The sequence below is a fragment of the Ruegeria sp. CDSA021 genome, from assembly GCF_059612325.1.
The window spans coordinates 30408-54234 of record NZ_JBXWQJ010000012.1 but is presented as its reverse complement, the minus strand read 5'-3'; the positions used below and the strand labels follow the sequence as shown (position 1 = coordinate 54234).

Genomic DNA, 23827 nt, shown 5'->3' with positions numbered 1-23827 from the left:
GAGCCGTGACACAAGCCCTAAGCCAATGCGCAAGTTCCGGGTCGCTTGGGCGTGGCGTGCGCGCTATGGTTTTGTCAGGAAATGAGGTAGAACCATGAACGTCCAGACCCCAGAAAGCGGATACCATTACAACGTCATGCGTCGGGCGATCGACCTGATTGATCAGAGCGGCGAGGGTCTCGGCCTTGATGAATTGGCCCGTCAGATGGATATGAGCCCGGCCCATTTCCAGCGCCTGTTCTCGCGTTGGACTGGGGTGTCGCCGAAACGGTACCAACAATACCTGACACTGGGGCACGCAAAGGCATTGCTGCGCGAACGGTTCACGACCTTGGAAACGGCGCACAACGTGGGTCTGTCCGGCAGCGGCCGTCTGCACGATCTGTTCCTGAAGTGGGAATCCATGAGCCCCGGCGAATACGCCCGTAAGGGCGCAGGCCTGACGATCTATTGGGGTTGGTTCGAATGCCCGTTTGGCCCTGCACTTGTCATGGGCACCGACAAGGGCATCTGCGGCATGGCCTTCGGGGCCGAGACCGGCGAAGAGGCCGCGATGGAGGACATGATCTCGCGCTGGCCGAAAGCTGAATTTGTCGAGGATCCGATGCGCTTGCGCCCTTGGGTGCTCAGTGCTTTTGGCGCCGCCAGTGACCGGCTGGAGCCAACGCCGCTTTATCTGATCGGATCACCCCTGCAGATCAAAGTTTGGGAAGCGCTGATGCACATTCCGTCGGGGCAGGTCACCACCTACTCAGAGATCGCGCAGCGCGTGGGCTCACCACAAGCCGTGCGCGCCGTTGGAACGGCGGTTGGGCGAAACCCGGTCAGCTGGCTGATCCCCTGCCACCGAGCGCTGCGCAAGTCGGGTGGTTTGGGCGGCTACCACTGGGGTCTGCCGGTCAAACGCGCCATGCTGGCCTTTGAAGCGGCGCAGGCAGATGCCTGATTGACAGATGACCTGACCGCTGCGAAAAGGCATCGCAGGTTCGGGTCCCCTGCCGTTCGCGGCCTTTGGCTTTGGTGAAACCCGGTTTGAAGAACATCTGTTGCCCATTTCTGGCGCGCGGATGGAAATGCGAACCCCGTCCAGACTTCGCGCCCGTTCAAGGAAACGAGGCACATGATGACACGAATCCAAACCGTTGCTCCGGTTGACGAACTGAAAGCGCAAGCCAAACGCCTGCGGGACATACTGAAGGCGACAGGTGTTGCGCTGTCGCACAGCGCCGCATTGGAACTGCTGGCCCATCAGCATGGCGTACGAGACTGGAACACATTGAATGCAATGGCCGGGAACCGGATGCACTTGCGTGTAGGCGACAGGGTCGAAGGGCGCTATCTGGGTCAGGTGTACACAGCGGAAATCCGCGGTATAACTATGCTGGGCGATGGTGCTCGTCGCCGGGTTACCCTGCACTTCGATACGCCGGTTGATGTGGTACGCTTCGATAGCTTCTCTGCTTTTCGACAGCGCGTTACCGGAGAGATTGGCTGGGACGGTCGATCCCTACGGCACACTTCCGATGGGGAACCCCAACTTGTGGTACGGCCTGTATAATACACTAAGGGCGAGGCGCATGAGTCGCCTCGCCCAATCCGCGCAACTCGCCGGGAAGCTTATTCCGCAGCCCAGCCGCCGACGGCTTTGACTTCAAGGAAGTCTTCCAGACCGAAAACACCGCCTTCACGCCCGTTACCGGATTGTTTCATGCCCCCGAACGGAGAGCCCGCGCTGCGTGACTGGCCATTCATCTCGACCATGCCCGACCGTAGAACCCGCGCCATGCGATTGGCGCGCGCGCCATCCTGGGTCTGAACGTAGTTGGTCAGGCCATAAGGCGTGTCATTGGCGATCTCGACCGCCTCCTCTTCGGTGTCGAAAGGGATCATGGTCAGGACCGGGCCAAAAATTTCTTCGCGCGCGATCGTCATCTGGTTGTTCGCATCGGCAAAGACCGTAGGGCGGACATAGTAGCCTTTGTTCAGCCCCTCAGGTCGTCCAGTGCCGCCAGCGACCAGACGCGCGCCTTCATCAATGCCTTTCTGGATCAGGTCTTGGATCTTGGTCCACTGGACCTCATTCACCACTGGGCCGATATGGCGGCCTTCTTCGGCGGCTGGACCGACCTTGACCATGTTGGCCACTTCAGTCGCCGTTTCCACCGCCTTGTCATAGATCGGGCGCTGCACCAGCATCCGGCTGGGGGCGTTACAGCTTTGGCCGGTGTTTTGCATCATGTGCAGCACGCCGCGCTTGACCGCTTTCTCGTCTGCGTCCTCGAAGACCACATTCGCACCTTTTCCGCCCAATTCCAGATGCACTTTCTTGAGCGTATCGGCAGCGTTCTTCGAAATCGCGGTGCCCGCGCGGGTCGAGCCGGTAAAGCTGACCATATCTACATCCGGGTGGCCGGACAGCTGAGAGCCAACGCCTACCCCGTCGCCATTCACCAGATTGAACACGCCGGGCGGGAAGCCTGCTTCGTCCATCATCTCGGCAAAGATCATCGCGTTCAGCGGGCTTTGTTCTGATGGTTTCAGCACCATAGTGCAGCCTGCAATCGCTGCCGCACCGACCTTGAGCGTGATCTGGTTCATCGGCCAGTTCCACGGCGTAATCAAAGCGGCAACGCCAACCGCCTCATGGATGATCCGGTCATTCGGCGCGTGATCACCCAGCGGGCGTTCAAATTCAAACGCTTTGGCTGCGCGGATGAAGTTCTTCAGGTGGTAGATACCTGCGCCCGCCTGTGCCGAGCGCGCCAGATCGATCGGGGCGCCCATCTCAAGCGACATTGCCTGCGCCAGATCTTCGGACCGGGCCGCATAAAGATCGACCAGTTTTTCCACCAGCGCGATGCGGGTCTCCACCGGGGTTTCCATCCAGCCGGGCAGGGCGGCCTTGGCAGCCGTAACAGCTGCATTGGTATCGGCTTCAGCGCCAAGCGAAATCACCGCGCAGGGCTCTTCGGTCGAGGGGTTGATGACTTGGAAATCATTGGGCCGCGATGGAGCGACCCACTGACCGTTAATATAGAAATCCCGCTTTTCGATCATCATGAGCCCTCCTGAAGGTTCAGCATTCATCCGGCTGTTCGCGCACACTCTGTCATCCATACCTGGATCGGGCAATAGTGGATTTGATCAAATTATTTTCTCGAGGTGTCCACGAATTCCGTATCCTTGGGCGAGGTGGATGGTTTAACCTTCGCTCAAAGTGATTAGGTTCCCAGCAACCGACTCAGGTTTTTCACAGGAAAGGAGATGCCCCATGGGTTTGCGCATCAACGACACCGTCCCGAATTTCACAGCAGAAACGGATCAGGGCACCGTTCAGTTTCACGATTGGATTGGCGACAGCTGGGCCATTCTGTTCTCGCACCCAAAGGACTTCACCCCTGTTTGCACCACCGAGTTTTCGGCTGTTGCACAGCTGAATGACGAATGGGCCGCACGCAACACCAAAGTGATCGGCGTGTCGGTCGACGGTGTCGAGGACCACAAGAAGTGGAAGAAAGACATCGAAGAATACGGCAAGGCCAATCCCGGCTTTCCGATTATCGCCGATGACGGCCTGGCCGTGTCGAAAGCTTTCGACATGCTGCCTGCCGAAGCCTATCTGCCCGATGGCCGCACACCGGCTGACAGCGCCACCGTGCGTTCGGTCTTTATCATCGGTCCGGACAAGCAACTGAAACTGTCGATGACTTACCCAATGACCGTGGGCCGGAACTTTGCTGAAATCCTGCGCGCGCTGGACGGGCTGCAAATGTCGGCCAAAGGCGTTGCGACACCGGCCAACTGGGTGCCGGGCGAAGACGTTATCATCCCGCCGGCCGTGTCGAACGAAGACGCCAAAGCCAAGTTTGGCGAGTTCGAGACAATCTTCCCCTATCTGCGCAAAACCAAAGCGCCGTCCTAAGACGGTTGCCGGGTTGGGGGGCTGTCTGCCCCCCAATCACGCCTTTCTGCGCGATTCCCCCCCCGAAGGTATTTTTTGGCCAGATGAAGCAGGTGGTTGCTGCGGACAGGGTGATCCGCAGAAAACCTAATGTAAGCTGAATTCTGTCGATTAATCAGAATGCCCCCGCACCTGAAGCGCGGGGGCAAATAGGGGAAGGAAAACCGGAGAGAAACCTAACCCCCATGTGATCAAAACTTGTAACGAAGTCCGAAATTGACGCTGAACGTATCCAGGTTATCTTCGACCGTTCCCGTCAATGCTCCATTCGGGGCCAACCGTTCCGACGAAACGTCAAAGGCCCGTGCATAGCGGGCGTCCACGGTAAAGGCGGTTGACGGGTTGATGTCATAGGCCACGCCCGCGATCAGCTGAGCGGCAAAAGTGGTGTCGCTGTCATCCAATGCCACACCGGGTCCGTAGGCAAAATCCAGATCCGAATAGGTGGCGCCCAGACCAAAACCCGCAAACGGAGTCAGCGCACCAGCCTGTTTGAAGTCGAACAGCACGTTGGCGAAGAGCGAGGTTTGCGAAACATCGCCGGAAATGTTGCCTTCTGGTGCTGGACCATTGCCCGAGAAATTTACCCCATCCACATCACTTTCGCGGTACGACAGTTCCAGTTCGACGCGCGTTCCGACCGTGTCATTGGACCACTGCGGGATCTCTTTACCGATGGCCACACCCAGTCCAAAGCCTGCATCAAAACCCGTATCGACCGATTGCGGCGCGCCACCGATCGTGCCCGTAAGGTTGCTGTCTTGCAGTTGGCTGTAGCCGATGAAGCCCTGAACATAGGTGCCATCACCCAGGCTCTGTGCGGTTGCTGCGGTTGTGCCCAGCATCAGGGCGGCGGAGGTCAGGATGAAACGACTAACCATGATCATGCCCTTTGTTCCAAAACGCTTCCCGGTGTAGATCGTGTGTCTGGCGTTGCGGGGAAAGGGTTTGGATGCTCACATCGGGTCACTCTATCTTGGGACCGCGTGACAGAATAAATCGTTTCGCCGAACTGTTGTCGCTGAACGTCAAGCCGTCGATTTCTGGTATGCGCGTGGACGTGCTATTATGTTGGAAGGGCGTTGTTCTACAGGCGATGGCCATCGGGATTTCACTGTACTTTGCAGGAGAGAACCATGGCGTTTACAGATTGGTACGTTGAAGGAGAAAGCTTTGGCAACTGCAATTGCGGTTATGCCTGTCCTTGCCAATTCGAAGAACTACCCACCCACGGAAACTGCCGGGGCTTCGAAGTGCTTGAGATTGGCAACGGGTATTTCGGTGACACAGATCTCAGTGGTACCAAGGCAGCGCTGATCTATGCCTGGCCGGGGCCGATTTTCGAGGGTGGCGGAGAAATGCAGGTGATCGTTGATCCTGCGGCGAGCCCGGCGCAACGCGCTGCGCTTGAAAAGGTCTTTCACGGTGAAGAAACAGAAGAGATGGCAACACATTGGTACGTGTTTCGTGCCATGTGCGAGAAGGTGCACGAAACGCTTTACCTGCCGATTGATTTTGAAATGGACTTGGAAGAGCGCACCGCCCACGTGTCCATCGGCGATGTGCTAAGCTCGACTGGGCGTCCCATTGAAGCCCCTCATGGCGGAGGACCGCATCGCGTGCGTATCGATATTCCCGGCGGTATCGAGTTTTCTTTGGCCGAGATCGGCAGTGCCACCACGCGCGCAGATGCGGCGATCAAGCTGGATTTGAAAGACAGCTATGGTCAGTGGCATGTCCTGAAACATGGGCCGAGCGGCGTCGCACATTAAACAGCATCAAGCGGCTCTCTTCAGCAAGTTTGGATGTACATGCCAATTTGGAACCTTCAGGTCTGCTTTCAGCATTCCGACCTCAAAAGGTCTGAGGACCGGCAGCACAGTCGGCCCGTAACCGTCCGCGCCGCGGGACAGGTTCGGAAACAGGTTGAACAACCTGCGCAGGGTGGCAGGTGCCATCGCACTGAGGGTGGTTTCGCCGGGATAGAAGGATTCGGACCAGACCCCCTCGACACTCACCAGCTCATGCTGATCAAAGAGGATGTGAATATACTCAACCCCCTGCGCAGGCAGGTCCTGCACAATGCTTTGCCCATTGATCAATGCCTTCGCCGGGGCCAGCATCACGGTCTCGCCATGCATCAGTTCCATCATGGCTGAGGTAACGGCGACCCGATGTTGCGGCGACACTAACAGATCGCGCTTGGGGCTGTTCGGCCCGAAACAGCCCGCTTTGAAGCGTACAGGGCACAGATGCGGAGAGGAGCGCAGCTCTTGCGCCGACAGATGCCGTCGACCGATCCAGCGCACCGGACGGATGTGCCCATCTGAGGATATGACCGGATCTCCGGGCACCAGCCCTTCCACCCGGCACTGTCCCGTAGGGGTCAGGATCAGTGACCCCTTGGTGAAGCACACGAAAGAGGGCAGGCTCTGGTACGGGGTAGAAGGCGCGGTGCCGTCAAAGCTGGTATCCTCGATGGTGTCATTCAGCGCCGCCTGACCCGAGGTGACGATGATGTAACGCGGGTTGGTGAACTGAATCAGGGTGAAACTGACCGGAGCGCCATCGACCGTACCAGTATATGTCTCGAACGTGCTGAAATTCTGAGAAGAGGCAGTAAAGCCCGGCAATCCGGAAAGATCCAATTGGGTGCTGTCGGGGTCAGGATCGTGCAAGATGGCGTCGTTATCCGTGATTTCAACAGAATACGCTGCCGTGATGTCGACGTCGCGCGTGCTGAACGGGTCCGCGCTGATTTCATAAACGGTAATCGAAGCCACGGTTGCACAACATCCCTGAGAGCGACAAAATCACCCTTAAGGTTGTGCTAATACGTTTAAGAAACGTTAATAGTTGATTTACCAAAGCCAGAGTGTGGGGGCTGCGTTTGGTCGCCCTGCACAAAAGAAAGGCCCCGGGCAACGCCGGGGCCTTTCGAGTTCAGCAAGAGGGGCAGATTACTCTGCGCTTTCCTCTTTCTTTTCTTTCTTCTCGGGAACGATCTCTTCGCCGGTTTCCTGATCGACAACTTTCATCGACAGGCGCACCTTGCCGCGATCGTCAAAGCCCAGAAGCTTGACCTTCACTTCCTGACCTTCCTTCAGAACATCTGACGGATGGTTCAGGCGGCGGTTTTCGATCTGGGATACGTGGACCAGACCGTCGCGTTTGCCAAAGAAGTTCACGAAGGCGCCGAAATCGACGATCTTGACCACTTTACCGGTGTAGACCTGACCTTCTTCCGGCTCTGCCACGATCGAATAGATCATGTCGTATGCCTTCTGGATCGATTCACCATCGGGCGAGGCGATCTTGATGACGCCGTCATCGTTGATGTCGACCTTGGCACCCGAGGTTTCCACGATCTCGCGGATGACCTTGCCGCCCGAACCGATCACTTCACGGATCTTGTCGGTTGGGATGTTCATGGTCTCGATGCGCGGCGCGTGGACCGAGAATTCGTTGGTCTCGGACAGGGCTTTGCCCATCTCGCCCAGGATGTGCATCCGGCCGTCCTTGGCTTGCGCCAGGGCTTTCTCCATGATCTCGGGCGTGATGCCTGCAACCTTGATGTCCATCTGCAGCGAGGTGATGCCGTTTTCGGTACCCGCAACCTTGAAGTCCATGTCGCCCAGGTGGTCTTCATCACCCAGAATGTCCGACAGGATGGCATAGTCGCCGTCATCTTCCAGGATCAGACCCATGGCCACACCGGCAACGGGTGCCTTCAGCGGAACACCCGCATCCATCATCGACAGCGAGCCGCCGCAGACCGACGCCATCGAGCTTGATCCGTTGGATTCGGTGATCTCGGACACGATGCGGATCGTGTAGGGGAAGTCGGTTGCCGCAGGCAGAACCGCCTGCAGGGCGCGCCATGCCAGCTTGCCGTGACCGATCTCACGACGGCCCGGGCCCATGACCCGGCCAACTTCACCAACCGAATACGGAGGGAAGTTGTAGTGCAGCAGGAAGTTCGATTTGAAGTTGCCGTGCAGCGCGTCGATGAACTGTTCGTCGTCGCCGGTGCCCAGCGTGGTCACGGCCAGTGCCTGTGTTTCACCACGGGTGAACAGGGCCGAACCATGGGTCCGCGGCAGCATCGAGGTCTCTGCAACGATCGAACGGATGTCGGTGGTCGAACGACCGTCGATCCGCTTGCCGCCCTTGACGACGTCGCCGCGCAGAATGCCAGCTTCCAGTTTCTTCATTGCCGAACCGAGGTTGCCGTCTTCCAGCTGCTCTTCGGTCAGTGCTTCCTTGATCGCCTCACGGGCAGCGGCAACAGCGGCGGTGCGCTCTTGCTTGTCGGTGATCGCGAAGGCGGCGCGCATCTGTTCTTCACCGGCGGCCTTCACGGCTGCAGACAGTTCGGAATAGTCGGGTGCCTGGAAGTCGAACGGCTCTTTCGCGGCGTCTTCGGCCAGCGAGATGATCAGGTCGATGACCGGCTGAATCTGCTCGTGTGCGAATTTGACCGCACCCAGCATTTCCGCCTCGGACAGCTCGTAAGCTTCCGATTCAACCATCATCACAGCGTCTTTGGTGCCGGCAACAACCAGATCCAGACGCTGTTCGGGGTTCAGGCGCAGGTCCTGCATGTCGTCGACGGTCGGGTTCAGGACGTAATCACCATCCTCAAAGCCAACGCGGCAACCGGCGATCGGGCCCATGAACGGCGCGCCGGACAAGGTCAGCGCAGCCGATGCTGCGATCATCGCAACCATGTCGGGGTCGTTGACTAGATCGTGGGACAGCACGGTGCACATCACCAGAACTTCGTTTTTGAAGCCGTCAACGAACAGCGGGCGGATCGGACGGTCGATCAGACGCGCGGTCAGTGTCTCTTTCTCGGTCGGGCGCGCCTCGCGCTTGAAGAAGCCACCCGGAACCTTACCGGCGGCATAGTATTTTTCCTGATAATGGACGGTCAGCGGGAAAAAGTCCTGACCCGGCTTTTGAGCCCGCGCAAAGGTCACGTTTGCCATGACGCTGGTTTCGCCCAGCGTGGCAATCACGCTGCCGTCGGCCTGACGGGCAACTTTGCCGGTTTCCAGTGTGAGCGTCTCTTCGCCCCACTGCATCGATTTCTTTGTTACATCAAACATATGCGTATCCTAGAAGGGAGCACTCCCGGCCCTCCGGGTCTCCCGTTTGAATGGCGGCCCCATTGCCGCCGACCCCACTTTATCTTCCATTCGAGTGCCAGGGTCAGGGCACAACGTCTCAGATACCGCGCGCATACATGAGAATGCGTTGAAAGGAAAGAGGTCTAGCTTAACGCTGGGATGGTTTCCCCACTCAGAAAGATCGCTCGCGGGACTTCCGTAGTGAGCGGATGTCCGTTGCTGTTTCAGGACCCGGTTGCGGACTGGTCGCCCGCAAAGTTGCATCGCCGCGGTGTTTCAGAAACGCCAGAGCGCAAACCGACCAGATCCAAGAGTTCAGCCAAAGCAGAGCCGCACTTGCCGCTGTTCCCTTCAGTACAAGGTCTAAATCGAAATCCGGCAGAGACTGAGTCAGGATGATCGAGATAACGGAAATGAAGATAGGCAGAAGCGCAAAAAGCGCTGTCAAAAGTCCGAAATAAAACTGAAGCAAGATCGAGAAGAAAAAAACGCAGAACAACGGGATGAAACTGCGGCCAAAGCCGTAAAAAATCCACGGCTCGGTGCGCCGAAACCCGCTTCTTGTGCGGCGCTGGCCATAGGGACGGCCATCGCGGCACTGACGGCCGCATAGATGATGTACAAAACAATGGCTGTGCTGCCGAAGGTAAGCAGAACAAACGAAGTCTGAACTGAGTCCGCAGCATCTTTTACCGCTGTCAATGAGATTGGCAGATCAAGCTTCCAGAGGGAAAAAACCGCCGAGGCAACACTCACCACTATACTCAGAGCGCCCAACACGATCAGGGAAAACACTCCGTATTTTAAAGCATTCAGAATGAGTATCTTTAGGTCAGTGCGACGCGTGTCCCCTTTGATTGCAAGGGCGGCCCGTATACCAAACAGGGTAATTATGGCAGAGTTGACCGGTTCGCTCAGGGTATCTGCATAATCGGCTGTAATGGTGTCCAAAAGCGACCAGACAATCGATGAAAGGAAATAGGTAACGATTACCGGAACGATCATCCGCAAAAAAACGCCGAATGATACGGGGACAGCTCTTAGGATGGCGAACATAAAATGGGTTCGAAAACTATGTATGCAATGGTCAGGTACAGTGACTTGACGTTTGAAACGTGAACTTTTCGAAAAGAGTGTTTCAGTAAGCTCTACTTATTGGAGAGAGATGTGCAAGGAGTATTCTGGAGGGTTGTGCGATCTGGAATCAGGACAGATCAATCACATAGCTAAAGTTGAATGCAATTGAAGAAATAGCAAGGTTGTATAAGCTCTTACGAACAAGCCCGCGGTCGAAATGACGGAAAAGCGCCAAGGGGGTAACTATCTCATAACCGTCCGCCGACCGAATACCTTGGCGTTTGCAAATAGCGAACAGAAGGGCAATCGAATGGCACAAACAAAGAAGATGCTGGATCCGGACCCTCGGATTTACGACTTCGAAACAGAATATGAACTGGGGCAGGACAACGTCCGGCCATTTGGTCTGGATATTCACAACCCGGTTTTTCTGATCTCAAGTATTTTGATCTTTGCTTTCGTTCTGATCGCATTGGCCAACCAAGAGGCGACGGCCACGTTCTTTGGCTGGCTCCGGCCCTGGCTAACCAGTACGTTTGACTGGTTTCTGGTTCTTTCGGTTGATGCAATCACGCTGTTTTGCCTGGTTCTGATTATTCTGCCGGTGGGCAGTGTTCGGATCGGTGGCAAGGATGCCAAGCCTGACTATTCCTATGCCGGATGGATCGCGATGATGTTCGCCGCCGGTATTGGTATCGGTCTGCTGTTCTTTGGCGTGATGGAGCCGGTCTATTACAACTTTGCCGAAGACGGGAATGCGCGGCCCTTGGGTATTGATATTGCAGTTCCGGGCAATGAATACATCGGCGTCGTCGGCACAATCCATCACTGGGGCCTGGAAGGATGGGCGGTCTATGCCGCTGTGGGCCTGAGCCTTGCGATTTTCGCCTATAACCTGAACCTGCCACTGACCCTGCGCTCGGCCTTTTATCCGATCCTTGGAGAGCGGGTCTGGGGCTGGTGGGGCCACGCCATCGACACGCTTGCGGTGTTTGCGACGTTGTTTGGCCTGACGACCTCTCTGGGTCTTGGGGCGCAGCAAGTTGCGGCGGGGTTAAACGAAGTGTTTGGCATCGAACCCAGCCCGACCGTGACAGTCCTGCTAATCATCGGCATCACACTGATCGCGCTTGGCTCGGTCCTGATGGGAATGGATGCGGGCGTCAAACGGCTAAGCGAGATCAACATGATCATGGCCGTGGGCCTGTTCATCTTTGTGATCGTCGTTACCGGCGTCGGCACAGCCATCGCGCGGTACTTCAACGTGATGGTGGATTACGTGACGCATCTTCCGGCCTTGTCCAACCCATTCGGGCGGGAAGACACGAGCTATTTCCACGGCTGGACGACCTTCTACTGGGCCTGGTGGATCGCATGGTCGCCGTTTGTGGGCATGTTCATCGCCCGCATTTCCAAGGGCCGCACGGTGCGTGAGTTCATCCTCTGCGCATTGTTGGCGCCAACGGCTGTCTGCGCACTGTGGATGTCGACCTTCGGCGGTGCCGCCATCGACATGCTGAATGTAGGCGGAGCGGAAGGTGTCCGCGCCACAGTGATCGACAGCTATGCCCCCGAGGGCGCGCTGTTTGGTTTCCTGAAAGAGCTGCCGCTTTACGGCATCGTGGCCCCGATCGCACTGGTTCTGATCGTGATCTTCTTTGTTACATCGTCCGACTCGGGTTCGCTGGTGATCGACACGATCACGGCAGGCGGTAAGATGGACGCTCCGGTTGTACAGCGCGTATTCTGGTGCACGCTCGAAGGTTTGGTGGCCATCGCCCTGCTGCTTGGGGGTGGTCTGTCCGCTCTGCAAGGTGCAGCGGTTTCAACAGGGATACCGTTTACACTGGTGGTCCTGATGATGTGCTACTGCTTGTGGCTGGCATTGAAGTCAGAGAAAGCGAAAATGTAGAATTGGGTGTGTTTCAACGACCCAAACGCCCACCGAACGGTGGGCGTTTTTTTGGGTTCTGTCGAGTGCGCATAAGGAACGGTGACTTTCACGGCTATATATACGCTCACCAGTATGAAAAAAGCTGCGTTAGGCGGCGCTGTGTTTGTGGCCAAGCGTTGGAAACCCAAGCTTTATGATACCGTTGAAACAGGGAAGTATCCAACTTTGCCTTAGGCAGAGAACCTTGCCCGCATTTTCAAGTATTCTCGGGCTGAGCTATTGCGTTGACGTTGAATCCTCTGAATAGGACTTTCACTGCAAAATAAACTGCTTTGAACCACTTTGGGAGGAACAAGTGTCAATTGTTGATGTTCTGGCTGCGCGCCTGATTGAAGATGTCAAATCCAATGACCTGTCAGGCAACTTCCTGATGCTTGGGCGGCAGGACTGGGTGGGCGCGCGCCGTTCGGCATCCGCAGACTTGTTCAGGGAAACCTTGCAGAAACACTTGCCCGGCGTGACCGAAGCCGATCTTTGCAACTCGGAGGATGGTTACTCGGAAACCTTCTTTCGGAAACTGGGGTTCTCTGAAGTGGACTCTTTGGATTATTCGGACTTCGAAGGTGCGAGCATTGTTCAGGATCTCGCCGGGGATTTGCCTGACACTCTGGTTGGTAGATTCGACGTCATTTATGATGGTGGCACCTGCGAGCACGTTTTCGACTTGCCGACCGCCTACCGGAACATTGACACGATGCTTAAGCCCGGTGGGGTGTTTATTGCACACTCTCCTTCGAACAATTGGATCAATCACGGCTTTTATCAGATTTGCCCAGAGATCGTGTATGGCTTCTGGGTCAATGCGATGAACTACGAGGCTCTGAAATGTGTGTGGCAACCGTTAAGGCCATATGCCGCGCGTAATGTGGTGAAAATGACGGACCCCAACAAGACAAAGAAACGTCCGCGCCCGCTTGGATCGTTTAATCCCGGATTGCCGGTGCTTTTGGATTATGTGGTCCGAAAACCGTTTGCTGATACAGGGAAACCCGCCAGCGTGTCGCAAAGTGACTATGCCACGCGTTGGGAAAAACACGCTGATAGCTAACAGCGGTGCGTCTCGATAGAGCTTCCTTGGCGTTCAATGGTTTTCCAACCGTTGTGGCACGTTCTGAGGGGTATGAAATCTTGATCCCAGTTCAGGTTAAATGCGCATGCCCTGCTGAAGCAGATCGTACCATGCCGCGTAGCAATTGAGGTTCTGTGTTGTCGTTTTTTGATTTCTGTGGAGTGTGCATAAGTCGGGGTGGTTTTCACGGTATTTTGACTGGACTTACGCGTTCGCCAATACGAACAAAGCCGCGTCGGGCTGACGCTATTGTTGTGGCCGGGCGATGGGGGACCAAGCGATAGGACGCTATTGTAACGGGGAAGTTCCCAACTTAATAACGACGTAAGACGAAATGAACTCAATGGTTTGTTTGGTTTTGAACACCACGGGTCAAGAGTGTTAGGATTGAATATTGGTTGCGATTAATTTTACCACGTTGCTGCAAAATGGTTCGCAGACTGTCGTTGATGCCGATGGTGATGTTGTTGTCGTAACTGCAACCTTCACAAGCGACTTCTTCGTCAATGGTTCCGGCGACGTACAATCCGACGACGCGGTGGATACCAATCCGGATTCGTTCACCCTGACCTTCTCGAAACCGGTCAAGAATTTCACTTTCACGGTTGGTGATGTGAACTCGAACGGGTTTGGCGGCGGTTTCAACGACCAAATCACAGTTCAGTCAACGCTTGACGGGTCGCCTGTTGTAACAAATCTGAATTTTGGAACCAGTGGAACAACCGCTGTGTACGAAGCGCCCTTTGGCACGAACGTGACGGAAACCGTGACAGTTCCAGGTCCACTTGATCAGATCACGCTCACCAATTTTGACCCGGATCAGCAGCATGGCTGGTTGTTTTTGACGACCGGCGACATTGGCGATGTCGTGTGCTTCACCAATGGTACGCAGATCGAGACTGACGATGGCCCGAAATCAGTCGAGGATCTTGTCCCCGGCGATAGGGTATTAACCCGCGACAACGGATATCAACCGCTGCGTTGGATCGGCAGGAAAGAAGTCTCGACAGATCGGCTTCGCAAAAACGAAAAGCTGCGCCCTGTGCGCATTAAGGCAGGTGCATTGTCTTCTGGTCTGCCATGCCGGGATCTGGTTGTGTCCCGCCAACACAGAATGCTCGCCGTGTCCGAAATTGCGAGACGCATGTTCGGAGCTTTAGAAATCCTGGTTCCGGCCCATAAGCTTACTGAGCTTCCAGGCGTCGAAGTCGAAGATCCGGTTCAGCCAATAACGTATTATCATCTTCTGTTCGATGGCCACGAAATCATCTACGCGGAAGGGACACCTACAGAGAGCATGCATACTGGACCAGAAGCGATGAAAACATTGCCTCCGGAAGCCTTGGAAGAAATCTTCCAGCTGTTTCCCGAGTTGGCTGAACGTGGTGCTCAGGAAAAGCTTGCAAGGTTTACACCAAAGGGGCGGCAACAGAGAAGTTTTATTGCCCGCCTCGAAAAGAACAACCGGCCGTTTGTCGCCACGGTCTGATTTGATTGGCCGGCATAGCCGATGTTGGTTTTGCGCTGTCATGCAGTTTGACCCGCAAGAAATGCGGGAATGCAACGCCAGGATTCAAATCCCCTTAAAAAGGAAAACACCCGCCAAAATGGCGGGCGTTCAAGTCAGATTATCCGGGTCTGAGGACCCGTAAAAATCGCAAAAGCGCTTAGCGGCGGATGCCCAGCTTTTTGATCAGGTCCTGGTAACGCGCTTCTTCTTTGCCCTTCAGGTAGTCCAGCAGCTTACGGCGCTGAGCAACCATTTTCAGCAGACCGCGACGACCGTGGTTGTCTTTTTTGTGGGTCTTGAAGTGCTCGGTCAGGGTGTTGATGCGCGAGGTCAGGATTGCAACCTGGACTTCAGGCGAACCGGTGTCGCCGTCCTTGGTTGCGAATTCTTTCATGACGCGTGCTTTATCAGCGGCAGTAATCGACATCGGGGTCTCCTTTATGGGTTAGAGTTGATGGCGCAGGCCGGGATGTCGTCCAGCACAGGCCCATGGAGAAAACCGCACCGATTCCGATGCGGATGGGCGCGTATAGGCGCATTTTTGTCAAATGGCAAAGGGAATCTACGGCTTCAGACCATGTGGCCGTATTGCGCAAGTTGCGCTTCTGTAATCAGTTGAATATCGGCGATGGTCATCCCCTCGGCTCCGTATACCTGCGCTACGTCCTGACCGTTGATGATCACGCGTGTCAGATTGGCGTTGTCGGTGTCGGGTTCCACTTCAATCTCGGGGGTGGTCTCATCCTCCCAGGTAACGAGCAGCTTGTCCTCACCGGGCTGGAAGCCCATGACGGTGACTTCTTCGTCACCCGGGCTCAATACGATGTCATCTGCGCCCTGACCGCCGGTCACCACATCCCCTGAGCCCGCTACAATGGTATCATCCCCATCCCCGCCGTTCAGGAAATCCTTTTCGGCAACGCCCTCTTCGATGCCGAACACAAAGTCGTCCCCGTCGCCGCCAAAGATCGCATCTTCGCCTGCGCCGCCTGACAGGACGTCATCCCCAAAGCCGCCCTGCAATGCGTCGTCATCGGCCCCGCCTGCCAGTGTATCGTCCCCCTGACCGCCATAAAGCTCATCTTCGCCATCGCCCCCGTCCAGAGTGTCGTCGCCAAAATGCCCGAACAGAGCGTCATCGCCCGTGTCGCCAAACAGCAGGTCGTCATCCGCTTCGCCATGCAGGACATCGTCGTCCTGTCCGCCATAGATGGTATCCATCCCGTCGCCACCATGCAGAACGTCATCCCCTTTTCCGCCTTGGATCGTATCGTCACCGCCATAGCCGTTGATCTGATCCACGCCGTCCTCTCCGGTAATGACATCGGGATCGTCATCTCCTGCAATCACCAGATCGCCTTCGAATTCCGAAATCACGATACCAGTGGACAGGGGTGTGACCTCGGTTTCGACGGGGTCTTCGACATTTTCGCCGATATCCAGAAATTCTCCGGTTTCTGCGTCATCTTCGGGGATGTCATCTGACACGTCCTCGTCTTCGATCAGCATGTCGCTCATCGCGTACGCTGCACCGCCAATGGCGGCCAGTCCGATCAATCCGGCCAGAAACATGACACCCCTCCAATAGCAGAATGCTCCGAGGGTGAATGTTTCATGCTGCGGGCAGCGACGTCAAAGGCAAGTTGTTGAAATGGTTAATACTTTGTCACCATCGCTCAGGCTTCTGGGTGTAGGCGATGTAAAGGGGATGCTTGGGGTGGCCGTCTTTGGTCAGACCCAGATGGAACAGTGGTTGACCCGTATTGCGCAACAGCTGTTCAACTGCCGGGCCACGGTCCAGATGCGCACCATGGGTGCCCCAGGCGGCGATGACCTGATCGGCCCAATTCACACCGTCCAGAATGGCTGCGTCATTCGCAGGCCCGACTGGGTCGGCAGCGGCACGCATCTTGCGCGGGTCGGTGTCGCGCCAGGCAAAGATGTTGGTAACCTGAAACGCGCCAAAACCCAACGCCCGCGCACGCCGTTCGCAGCGTTCCACCGTAGGGTCGTTCTGCACCTCGGTCGCGGTCGAGGGGTTCAGCATCACAAACAATGCCTTCCGCCCCGCCGCATCCCAGACGCGGGTCAGGCTATAGCGGTACTTTTCGCAATCGGAATAGATGGCGGTCGAGGGCGCGTCGCCCTTGGTATGCGTTCGGGTGATCATGCCACCCGCCTAACACGTGGTTCAGGCGACGAACACCCGGCTGGGGTGCAACTCGCCCGATTTGTAGATGCCCACTGCCACCGCCTTGCCATCCAGCGAGGCCCAGGCTTCATCGCCGTATTCGACGTCTGACGCCAATACCATACCCGGATTGCCGTTGCGCAAACGGGTGGCGCCCTCGGCAGTGCACTTCAGCTCGGGCAGGTCCGACAAGCCGGTTTCCAGAGGGTGCAGATACGCGTCCAGCGCGGTGGTCTTGGCCATCTCGTCGATCTGTTCGATGGTCATGCCATCTTCGGCCTCGAAAGGGCCGGACCAGACGCGGCGCAGTTCCTTGACGTGGCCGTGACATCCCAATGCCTCACCCAGATCGCGCGCAATCGAGCGCACATAGCCACCCTTGCCGCAAGTCATTTCCAACACCACGTGATCTTCATCGGGGCGGTCGACAAGGACCAGTTCCTCGACCCAAAGGGGCCGGGCGGTTAGTTCCACATCTTCGCCGTCGCGGGCCAGCTTGTAGGCGCGCTGACCGTTAACTTTTACCGCCGAGAACTTTGGCGGGACCTGCATGATGTCGCCCAGAAACGGGGTTAGCGCTGCTTTGATGTCCTCATCCGTAGGGCGCGCATCGCCTTGTGCGATCACTTCGCCCTCGGCATCGTCGGTATTGGTGGCCTGACCCAGCCGCACAGTGAACGTGTAGGCTTTCAGCGCATCGGTGATGTAAGGAACGGTCTTTGTCGCCTCGCCCAGGGCCACGGCCAGAACGCCAGTCGCCTCAGGATCCAATGTGCCCGCATGGCCCGCCTTTTTGGCGTCCATCGCCCAACGCACCTTATTGACCACGGCGGTCGAAGTCATGCCCGCAGGCTTGTCCACCACCAGCCAACCGGAAATGTCACGACCCTTGCGTTTACGTCCCATCTTGCACCTTGCCCTTTGCTGAGGCGCGCGAGTTAGCGGATCATACCCGCCCTGTCAATTTGCAGGCATATCCTCGACTACGCCGACGATGGGCCCCAACGAGAATCCCAGATCCGAGCGGTTACTCGCCCGGTCAAACATCCGCGAGATATTGCCATCCAGAAACAGCGCGTTCGGGGTATCCAGCACATCGCGGAACAGGCTGCCGAATTCATGGAAGGTGACATAATCCTCAGAGATTGCAAAAACGGCCCGCGTTCCATCGGCGCTGGTACCCACGCCGTTGCGGATATAGCGCGAGGTCGAATCGGGCAGAAAGCGAGGGTGCAGTGCGCCGTCGATCACCAGCATAGGGCCGGATTGGGTGGCAAAGCGGCAGGTGGGGGCTTGATCCACGAAATCCAGCGTCTCGAACACATCGGCGCGCCCGTCGCGTATGCAGAACACTCCATTGGGCAGCAGGCCGAAATTTCCAGGACCGGGGTTCGGGATTACCCGCATCTGCTCATGCCCGTCCTCGACGTAATGACCAACGGGCGAGCGGTCGTCGTGATACATACCCGCGTTCATCGCAAAAGCCAGCCGTTTGCCCTCGGGCGCAAGTGTCTCGTTGACCGAGGAGAAATGCCCCAGCACTTCGCCGTCTTCGCCATTCAGAAACAAGCGCAGGTCTGAGGCGGACGCGTCGACTTCGCAGACGGTATAACGCAGATCCTCATGGGTCAGATTTTCGCACGTAACCGCAAAGGCTTGTGCGGCGCACAAGATCGCGCCCAATGTCGTTAAAGTGCGGATCACTCGTCCAGATCGCGGCGCACCGCGTCCTGCTGGAACATGCGGCGGGTGTCGTCCAGACGGTCAAACGTGTCATCAAGACGGAATCTCAGATCGGGCGAGAATTTTAGGTTCAGTTTCTTGCCGATCACGCGCCGCAGCTCACCCTTGTTGCGGGCGAGCAGTTCGATCACGTCCTCCTGCCCCTTACCGCCCAAGGGCAGCACAAAGGCGGTTGCGATCTTCAGATCGGGCGAGGTGCGCACCTCACCTACGGTGATCGACATGCGGTTCAGGTCGGGGTCGTGGATATCTCCGCGCGCCAGAACTTCGGACAGGGTGCGGCGGATCAGTTCGCCGACACGCAGCTGTCGTTGGGACGGGCCGGGGCCATCGTGGAATTTGTTCTTTGCCATATCTCCGATCTAAGCCCAAAGCGGGGCTTTGCCAAGCGGGCGCGAACGGGGTAGGAGGCTTTGAGCCGAATTCGAGAAAGGACCAGCGCAATGACCCATATTCCGGGGATCGTCATCACAGGGGCTTCGGGCCGTATGGGGCAGATGCTGATCAAGACTGTCACCGACAGCGATCAGGCGCGTCTGGTTGGCGTGGTCGAGCGCAAAGGGCATGACTGGATCGGTCAGGATGTGGGCACGGCCATGGGCAGGCAGGCACTGGGCGTCATCGTGACCGATGACCCGTTGGAAGCATTCGCACAGGCGCAAGCGGTGATCGATTTTACCGCGCCCGAAGCGACTTTGGAATTTGCCGCTCTGGCTGCGCAGGCGCGCTGTGTCCACGTGATCGGGACAACCGGCATGTCCGACGACCAAATCGCGGCGCTGGAACCTGCCGCGCGCCATGCAGTGATCGTGCGGGCCGGGAATATGAGTCTTGGCGTGAACCTTCTGGTGCAACTGACCAACAAGGTTGCTGCGGCGTTGGATGAAGATTTCGACATCGAGATCATCGAAGGCCATCACCACCACAAGGTTGACGCGCCCTCGGGCACGGCACTGATGCTGGGTGAGGCGGCTGCTGAGGGGCGCGGCGTCAAGCTGGCGGATGTGTCTGATCGGGGTCGCGATGGCATCACCGGCGCGCGCAAGCGCGGTGACATCGGCTTCCACGCCATTCGCGGCGGCGACATTGTTGGTGAACATGATGTGCTGTTCGCCGCGCCCGGAGAACGCATCGTCCTGCGTCATTTGGCCAGCGACCGCGCGATCTTTGCCCGTGGTGCACTCAAGGCCGCGCTGTGGGGGCAGGGCAAGGCACCCGGACAATACGATATGGTGGACGTGCTGGGGTTGTGAGCCAGTTTACAACCCTGTTTCGCATTCATAACCCTTTACGATTGCAGAAAAACAAACCCAGACTGACTTCAACAAGAGAAGGTCAGGTATGGTGCCGAATTATCAGGTAGTTGAAACGGATGAAGTTGGTAACGCTGCTGCGGTCATCATAGACGGCGAACGCTATCTGGCATTCAACCCCGAATGGCTGGCGCAGTACGAGGCGGACCCCAATGCGCGCTGGCAGCTATATGGCGTCATGGCGCATGAGGTCGGTCATCACCTGCAGGGGCATACCATTACCGGTACAGGATCACGTCCGCCGACCGAATTGGAAGCAGACGAATACGCAGGCTTCATCCTGGCAGCACTCGGAGCGAACCTGGAAGAGGCGCAGTCTCTTTGGGCCACGCTGCCAGCAGAGGGGTCAGTGACGCACCCACCGCAACATCAACGCCTCGCGGCTGTTGAGCGTGGCTGGTTGCGTCGAAAAGGACAGTCACCTGCCACAGCAACTCTGGCTGCACAGCCGCCGGCTGGCAGGGCACATCTGCGCTTGCCGACTATGGTCTAGCATCGTGGGTCAACTTTGAGATCACTGAAGTTTATCCCGGAACACATTATCAGGACACGGCCATCACCGAGCTCGCATTCGATTGATCACGAGTGACTGCCGGTCGCACGGTTCAATGACGCCTCACCGCCTTTTTGAATGGGGGCTAAAACAGCAATTGCCGTGTTTGCATGTCAAGATTCGAGTTCTGACTTTTATCCTCGTAGACGGATCGTCTTTCAAAGCTAAAGTTCTGCTATGGGTATGTTGAAATCTGGAGTGGTGTCGGGCCTTCTTTTGGCGCTGTTTTATCTGACGCTACTGCCTTTTGTTGTGCATGGGTTTGGTATGATTGGTGTTGGGCTGTCGGACAAAGCAACCACGCAAAGCTACCTGTTTGCCGATGGCCAGATTGTCGCCAATACGGCCATGATGTTGCACATCCTGGCTGGCACATTGTTGCTTATGCTTGTGCCGCTTCAACTGCTGAAAGGCCTTCGCCTCAGGTACAACCGATTTCACCGCGCGTTGGGAACTAGCTTGGTTGCGCTGGCGCTGATGACCGGGGCGGCGGGCATGACATATATCCCATTACGCGGGACAATCGGCGGCCCAGTGATGTCTGCTGCCTTCTTTCTGTATGGCCTCTGCCTGTTCACTGCGGCTTTGATGGTGGCGCGCATGGCCCTGACCGGGGATCGCGCAAGACATTGGAGCTGGGGGTTACGGCTGTTCTGGCTGGCGCTGGGGTCGTGGTTGTATCGGGTGCATTACACACTTTGGTATCTGGCGACCGGTGGTCTTGGGTCAGAGCCCGATTTCTCGGGCCCTTTCGATCTGGTTCAGAGCTTTGCGTTCTACGTGCCCTATTTGCTGGCCGTGCAGGTTTGGATCGTGCGCAGACGGTCAGGGCATCAAGGGAATTTGTTTACAGGTCCCTGATCTTGTCTTCGCGCAATGGACAGGCCAGATACACGCCGAATTCTTTGCCAATATCCGCGCTGACCCGGGCATGGACGGCCCCTTGACGGTCAAGAAAGCGCTGATTGTCTTCGACCGGGAAAATCCCTTCGTGCCAGATGCCGGGGTGGATATACAAACCGCGCGATCCGTCACACCAGAATGCCACCACCTTGTCGGGGGTCAGGTTATCTCCGGGAAGGGCAGCTGGCACGATGAACGGCTTGTTGTCCAGCGGCCAGAACATCTGCCCTCCATCCGGGTGGTAGTTCATGTGCCACAGAAGCACCTGATCCCGTGGCGTGGTTTGCCGGTCCGTCTGCGCGTTCTGAGGATCGGCAGTCCAGCCAAGAACGTAGTGACCTTTGACCGCTTCGTTTTCGCCATACAGGACATCGCCCTGCCAATCGCATTTGAACGTGCCTTCGACCCAGCCACCTTCGTCACCTGTCCCTTCGTCGATGGGGCGCCAGCCTTGCTGGGGCCAGCGCACTATTTCGATTTCAAAGGATTCAGGGTCATCGACAAGGCAGCCATAACCCATAACCGTATCTTCCGTTGCCCTAATCAGGGGAACCTCATGCCCCGGCAGGGATGGCTTGGAACTGGCTTCGAAAATGTACTCGGGCGCAGTCATGTTGTGCCCAGATGTCTGTCGACCATGCGCTGCACCATCGGGGCAAAATGGGCGAAATCGGGGGTCTCCATATCCGCGCGTTTCCCGGCCTCGTCGAAATAGCGTACTTGAATGATCTCTTTCAGGTTCGGGTTGGCTTCGAATTCTGCTACTTCCTCGGCGCTCATCGGTCCACCTTGCAGTTCCAATGTATGGACCGAGGCGGCAGACAGGCGGTTGAAATATTCGGGCTTAGTGGCGCAGAGATACCTCTTGGCCGCCACGTGGTAACGGCAGCAATCAGTGATGACCGAGGGGAAGAACTGTTCCAGCACTTCGGCCCCTGCATCCTCGTGATGGCGGTCTTCGGTGTCGTCCGGGTGATAGGTGCCGAACTCGGACGTAAAGTGCCCGATGTCGTGCAGCAACGCGCCGACGATGATTTCTTCGGGTTGACCGTTCTGCTCGGCGATGGTGGCCCCTTGCAGCATGTGCTCGGCCATGGTGACGGGTTCACCCAAATATTCTTCGCCACCGCGACGATCAAAGATGTCGCCGATGAAGGCCACAATGTTTTCCCTGTTCAAAGTTGAGAAATCGGGTTTCATTCCGCTGCCTCCGGTTGGGCCATCTGCATCGCAGCCAGTGTCGACAGCAGACCATCCTTGTCGGCGTAACACCCCTGCAACCAGCGCGAACCCGCACCGGAATAGCCCAGCCGTGCGTGCAGAACGCGGGTGTTGTCGACGATAAAGCTTTCACCCGGTTCCAGTTTGAACGACACGCCCATGGCCGGGTCGTCGATGATCTCGCCTAGCTGACGATAGGCGGCATAATAAGCTTCCATCTTGTCGAATGGTACGTCCACGAAAGGCGCGGACGAACGGTTGTTGAAGCGGATGCCGATCAATTCCCCATCCGGAGACAGCTCGATCATCGGACGGCGCGACCGCAGCCAGACCCCGTCTGAACCTTTATATTCAAACCGCGCTGGGTGGCCTGCCAGTAGGGCAAAACCCTCGGGGTTCTGTTCGCGCAGTTTTTCGGCAGCGCGAAAACCATCGACCACGATCGAGTCGCCACCTTCGGCTGAGTTCTCAAGACAATAGAGGATTTGTAGCGTAGGTACCGGGTCGCGATAGGGATTATCGGTATGGGCCTGCAAACCCAGCCCGGTATAAGCGAGGTTGGTCGGGTTCACCTCGGTCCGCACTTCGAAATAGGGGCCATAGTTGGTTTCACGCACATAGCCGAACAGGCCCGCAACTTTCAGCAGCGATTCCGGCTCGGTTGGCCCGCCCGTCAGCTTGGCGAAGCCGAATTCTGCCACAGAAGCCAGCCAATTGCGCTTGGCTGCAGGGCTGGCATGGACCTCGTTCCAATCGCCGCTGGGTGCTTCGATGCCGCGTTCCCATGTCTTTATACCCGGTGAGATACGACCCAGTGCAACATCTTGATCGCGGTCGTAACTGTGTTCGGCCAGCCAGTCGGCCGGGAAGGTAACAGTCTTGCCTTCAGGCTGGAACGTGACCTGCAAACCGCCCGAAACAACCTCGGCTGCACTGACCGAGATGTTTGCAGGGATATCGCCGATGGTGATCAGACGCTGGCCGTTTCCGGGCGCGCGGGTTTCGGGGTCCAGCGCGTTGTCGCGCAGCCAGATGGCGTGAAAGCGGGCTTGGGTTCCGGTGTCAAACGCGACGGTGACGACCGAGGTGTCGTGGGTGGCAGAGCGCAGCATGGGGGTCTCCTGTTCAGCGCGGGCTTTGGTTGAGCAGATAGGCTGTTCGTGGCATTACGACAATTAATCCTTATTTCGGCTGAGGCTT

General features: G+C 57.0%; 24 protein-coding genes. 10 read left to right on the top strand and 14 right to left on the bottom strand.

The genetic code is table 11. The features are described from left to right. The first annotated feature begins 94 nt into the window (after positions 1-94). Both AC2FLD_RS15990 and AC2FLD_RS15985 read left to right on the top strand, forming a co-directional pair. The gene (locus AC2FLD_RS15990; protein WP_050605092.1) at positions 95-946 is read left to right on the top strand and encodes a bifunctional helix-turn-helix domain-containing protein/methylated-DNA--[protein]-cysteine S-methyltransferase; all 852 of its coding nucleotides are present in this window, start codon (positions 95-97) and stop codon (positions 944-946) included. 174 nt (positions 947-1120) lie between these two features. Continuing rightward, the gene (locus tag AC2FLD_RS15985) at positions 1121-1558 is read left to right on the top strand and encodes a glyoxalase superfamily protein (protein ID WP_496670585.1); all 438 of its coding nucleotides are present in this window, start codon (positions 1121-1123) and stop codon (positions 1556-1558) included. 59 nt (positions 1559-1617) lie between these two features. On the opposite strand, the gene AC2FLD_RS15980 is transcribed toward AC2FLD_RS15985, so the two are convergent. After that, positions 1618-3057 (bottom strand): aldehyde dehydrogenase family protein, encoded by a 1440-nt coding sequence (locus AC2FLD_RS15980; RefSeq protein ID WP_496670760.1) that lies wholly within the window; start codon positions 3055-3057, stop codon positions 1618-1620. A gap of 214 nt (positions 3058-3271) precedes the next feature. Between AC2FLD_RS15980 and AC2FLD_RS15975 the strand changes: the two genes are divergently transcribed. Next, the gene (locus AC2FLD_RS15975; protein ID WP_050605090.1) at positions 3272-3922 is read left to right on the top strand and encodes a peroxiredoxin; all 651 of its coding nucleotides are present in this window, start codon (positions 3272-3274) and stop codon (positions 3920-3922) included. Positions 3923-4152: 230 nt separating this feature from the next. On the opposite strand, the gene AC2FLD_RS15970 is transcribed toward AC2FLD_RS15975, so the two are convergent. Continuing rightward, entirely contained in the window at positions 4153-4842 is a 690-nt protein-coding gene (locus tag AC2FLD_RS15970) for an outer membrane protein (protein WP_496670589.1), read from the bottom strand. A 255-nt stretch (positions 4843-5097) separates the two neighbouring features. Here AC2FLD_RS15970 and AC2FLD_RS15965 point away from each other — a divergent pair, with 255 nt between their 5' ends. Next, positions 5098-5733, top strand: coding sequence for a DUF1326 domain-containing protein (locus AC2FLD_RS15965; RefSeq protein WP_496670592.1), 636 nt, complete (start codon positions 5098-5100; stop codon positions 5731-5733). 6 nt (positions 5734-5739) lie between these two features. Here AC2FLD_RS15965 and AC2FLD_RS15960 read toward each other — a convergent pair whose 3' ends face one another. The 3 genes from AC2FLD_RS15960 to AC2FLD_RS15950 all read right to left on the bottom strand — a co-directional run bounded on the left by AC2FLD_RS15960 (position 5740) and on the right by AC2FLD_RS15950 (position 10149). Further along, positions 5740-6744 (bottom strand): Hint domain-containing protein, encoded by a 1005-nt coding sequence (locus AC2FLD_RS15960; RefSeq protein ID WP_496670595.1) that lies wholly within the window; start codon positions 6742-6744, stop codon positions 5740-5742. Positions 6745-6921: 177 nt separating this feature from the next. Continuing rightward, a complete protein-coding gene (gene pnp / locus AC2FLD_RS15955; RefSeq protein WP_050605086.1) occupies positions 6922-9072 on the bottom strand; it encodes a polyribonucleotide nucleotidyltransferase in 2151 nt (716 codons plus the stop codon). A 465-nt stretch (positions 9073-9537) separates the two neighbouring features. After that, complete coding sequence (locus AC2FLD_RS15950; RefSeq protein ID WP_496670600.1) at positions 9538-10149, bottom strand: hypothetical protein; 612 nt, start codon at positions 10147-10149, stop codon at positions 9538-9540. Positions 10150-10480: 331 nt separating this feature from the next. On the opposite strand from AC2FLD_RS15950, the gene AC2FLD_RS15945 reads away from it, so the two are divergent. From AC2FLD_RS15945 to AC2FLD_RS15935, 3 genes are all read left to right on the top strand, one after another. Next, the gene (locus AC2FLD_RS15945; protein WP_496670604.1) at positions 10481-12082 is read left to right on the top strand and encodes a BCCT family transporter; all 1602 of its coding nucleotides are present in this window, start codon (positions 10481-10483) and stop codon (positions 12080-12082) included. 337 nt (positions 12083-12419) lie between these two features. Further along, positions 12420-13172 carry a class I SAM-dependent methyltransferase gene (locus tag AC2FLD_RS15940; RefSeq protein ID WP_496670607.1) on the top strand — a complete coding sequence of 251 codons (753 nt, stop codon included), beginning with the start codon at positions 12420-12422 and terminating at the stop codon, positions 13170-13172. Positions 13173-13587: 415 nt separating this feature from the next. Then, entirely contained in the window at positions 13588-14682 is a 1095-nt protein-coding gene (locus tag AC2FLD_RS15935; protein ID WP_496670609.1) for a Hint domain-containing protein, read from the top strand. Between the two features lie 178 nt (positions 14683-14860). Here the strand turns inward: AC2FLD_RS15935 and rpsO are convergent, their stop codons facing one another. The 6 genes from rpsO to rbfA form a co-directional block, all read right to left on the bottom strand. After that, positions 14861-15130, bottom strand: coding sequence for a 30S ribosomal protein S15 (gene rpsO, locus AC2FLD_RS15930; RefSeq protein WP_050605082.1), 270 nt, complete (start codon positions 15128-15130; stop codon positions 14861-14863). Positions 15131-15273: 143 nt separating this feature from the next. Beyond that, positions 15274-16275, bottom strand: a complete 1002-nt coding sequence (locus AC2FLD_RS15925) for a calcium-binding protein (RefSeq protein ID WP_496670612.1) — start codon at positions 16273-16275, stop codon at positions 15274-15276. Between the two features lie 94 nt (positions 16276-16369). Next, positions 16370-16873 (bottom strand): DUF1643 domain-containing protein, encoded by a 504-nt coding sequence (locus tag AC2FLD_RS15920; protein WP_050605081.1) that lies wholly within the window; start codon positions 16871-16873, stop codon positions 16370-16372. Between the two features lie 21 nt (positions 16874-16894). Next, a complete protein-coding gene (gene truB, locus AC2FLD_RS15915) occupies positions 16895-17800 on the bottom strand; it encodes a tRNA pseudouridine(55) synthase TruB (protein WP_496670615.1) in 906 nt (301 codons plus the stop codon). A 54-nt stretch (positions 17801-17854) separates the two neighbouring features. After that, on the bottom strand, positions 17855-18598 hold the full coding sequence (locus AC2FLD_RS15910) for a phosphodiester glycosidase family protein (protein ID WP_496670618.1): 744 nt from the start codon (positions 18596-18598) through the stop codon (positions 17855-17857). Then, on the bottom strand, positions 18595-18990 hold the full coding sequence (gene rbfA, locus AC2FLD_RS15905) for a 30S ribosome-binding factor RbfA (protein WP_050605078.1): 396 nt from the start codon (positions 18988-18990) through the stop codon (positions 18595-18597). The genes AC2FLD_RS15910 and rbfA overlap by 4 nt, the downstream gene beginning before the upstream one ends. A gap of 90 nt (positions 18991-19080) precedes the next feature. Here rbfA and dapB point away from each other — a divergent pair, with 90 nt between their 5' ends. The 3 genes from dapB (at position 19081) to AC2FLD_RS15890 (ending at position 21364) form a co-directional block, all read left to right on the top strand. Next, on the top strand, positions 19081-19890 hold the full coding sequence (dapB, locus tag AC2FLD_RS15900; protein ID WP_496670621.1) for a 4-hydroxy-tetrahydrodipicolinate reductase: 810 nt from the start codon (positions 19081-19083) through the stop codon (positions 19888-19890). An 88-nt stretch (positions 19891-19978) separates the two neighbouring features. After that, positions 19979-20443, top strand: a complete 465-nt coding sequence (locus AC2FLD_RS15895) for a M48 family metalloprotease (RefSeq protein ID WP_496670624.1) — start codon at positions 19979-19981, stop codon at positions 20441-20443. 243 nt (positions 20444-20686) lie between these two features. Next, entirely contained in the window at positions 20687-21364 is a 678-nt protein-coding gene (locus tag AC2FLD_RS15890) for a DUF2306 domain-containing protein (protein WP_496670629.1), read from the top strand. Here AC2FLD_RS15890 and AC2FLD_RS15885 read toward each other — a convergent pair. Genes AC2FLD_RS15885 through tmpA form a run of 3 tightly spaced genes read right to left on the bottom strand, consistent with a single transcriptional unit; the run spans position 21351 to position 23739 of the window. Then, positions 21351-22019, bottom strand: a complete 669-nt coding sequence (locus tag AC2FLD_RS15885) for an ureidoglycolate lyase (RefSeq protein WP_496670632.1) — start codon at positions 22017-22019, stop codon at positions 21351-21353. The genes AC2FLD_RS15890 and AC2FLD_RS15885 overlap by 14 nt on opposite strands. Further along, the gene (gene tmpB, locus AC2FLD_RS15880) at positions 22016-22606 is read right to left on the bottom strand and encodes a (R)-1-hydroxy-2-trimethylaminoethylphosphonate oxygenase (protein ID WP_496670635.1); all 591 of its coding nucleotides are present in this window, start codon (positions 22604-22606) and stop codon (positions 22016-22018) included. Before tmpB ends, AC2FLD_RS15885 begins: the two co-directional genes overlap by 4 nt. Then, positions 22603-23739, bottom strand: a complete 1137-nt coding sequence (tmpA, locus tag AC2FLD_RS15875; RefSeq protein ID WP_496670638.1) for a 2-trimethylaminoethylphosphonate dioxygenase — start codon at positions 23737-23739, stop codon at positions 22603-22605. Before tmpA ends, tmpB begins: the two co-directional genes overlap by 4 nt. Positions 23740-23827: the final 88 nt, after the last annotated feature.

Excerpts from the sequence above, each read along its gene's own strand:
- AC2FLD_RS15990 (WP_050605092.1), top strand. The coding sequence starts at position 95 with ATGAACGTCCAGACCCCAGAAAGCGGATACCATTACAACGTCATGCGT.
- AC2FLD_RS15985 (WP_496670585.1), top strand. The coding sequence starts at position 1,121 with ATGATGACACGAATCCAAACCGTTGCTCCGGTTGACGAACTGAAAGCG.
- AC2FLD_RS15980 (WP_496670760.1), bottom strand. The coding sequence starts at position 3,057 with ATGATCGAAAAGCGGGATTTCTATATTAACGGTCAGTGGGTCGCTCCA.
- AC2FLD_RS15975 (WP_050605090.1), top strand. The coding sequence starts at position 3,272 with ATGGGTTTGCGCATCAACGACACCGTCCCGAATTTCACAGCAGAAACG.
- AC2FLD_RS15970 (WP_496670589.1), bottom strand. The coding sequence starts at position 4,842 with ATGGTTAGTCGTTTCATCCTGACCTCCGCCGCCCTGATGCTGGGCACA.
- AC2FLD_RS15965 (WP_496670592.1), top strand. The coding sequence starts at position 5,098 with ATGGCGTTTACAGATTGGTACGTTGAAGGAGAAAGCTTTGGCAACTGC.
- pnp (WP_050605086.1), bottom strand. The coding sequence starts at position 9,072 with ATGTTTGATGTAACAAAGAAATCGATGCAGTGGGGCGAAGAGACGCTC.
- AC2FLD_RS15950 (WP_496670600.1), bottom strand. The coding sequence starts at position 10,149 with ATGTTCGCCATCCTAAGAGCTGTCCCCGTATCATTCGGCGTTTTTTTG.
- AC2FLD_RS15945 (WP_496670604.1), top strand. The coding sequence starts at position 10,481 with ATGGCACAAACAAAGAAGATGCTGGATCCGGACCCTCGGATTTACGAC.
- rpsO (WP_050605082.1), bottom strand. The coding sequence starts at position 15,130 with ATGTCGATTACTGCCGCTGATAAAGCACGCGTCATGAAAGAATTCGCA.
- AC2FLD_RS15925 (WP_496670612.1), bottom strand. The coding sequence starts at position 16,275 with ATGTTTCTGGCCGGATTGATCGGACTGGCCGCCATTGGCGGTGCAGCG.
- AC2FLD_RS15920 (WP_050605081.1), bottom strand. The coding sequence starts at position 16,873 with ATGATCACCCGAACGCATACCAAGGGCGACGCGCCCTCGACCGCCATC.
- truB (WP_496670615.1), bottom strand. The coding sequence starts at position 17,800 with ATGGGACGTAAACGCAAGGGTCGTGACATTTCCGGTTGGCTGGTGGTG.
- rbfA (WP_050605078.1), bottom strand. The coding sequence starts at position 18,990 with ATGGCAAAGAACAAATTCCACGATGGCCCCGGCCCGTCCCAACGACAG.
- dapB (WP_496670621.1), top strand. The coding sequence starts at position 19,081 with ATGACCCATATTCCGGGGATCGTCATCACAGGGGCTTCGGGCCGTATG.
- AC2FLD_RS15895 (WP_496670624.1), top strand. The coding sequence starts at position 19,979 with ATGGTGCCGAATTATCAGGTAGTTGAAACGGATGAAGTTGGTAACGCT.
- AC2FLD_RS15890 (WP_496670629.1), top strand. The coding sequence starts at position 20,687 with ATGTTGAAATCTGGAGTGGTGTCGGGCCTTCTTTTGGCGCTGTTTTAT.
- AC2FLD_RS15885 (WP_496670632.1), bottom strand. The coding sequence starts at position 22,019 with ATGACTGCGCCCGAGTACATTTTCGAAGCCAGTTCCAAGCCATCCCTG.
- tmpB (WP_496670635.1), bottom strand. The coding sequence starts at position 22,606 with ATGAAACCCGATTTCTCAACTTTGAACAGGGAAAACATTGTGGCCTTC.
- tmpA (WP_496670638.1), bottom strand. The coding sequence starts at position 23,739 with ATGCTGCGCTCTGCCACCCACGACACCTCGGTCGTCACCGTCGCGTTT.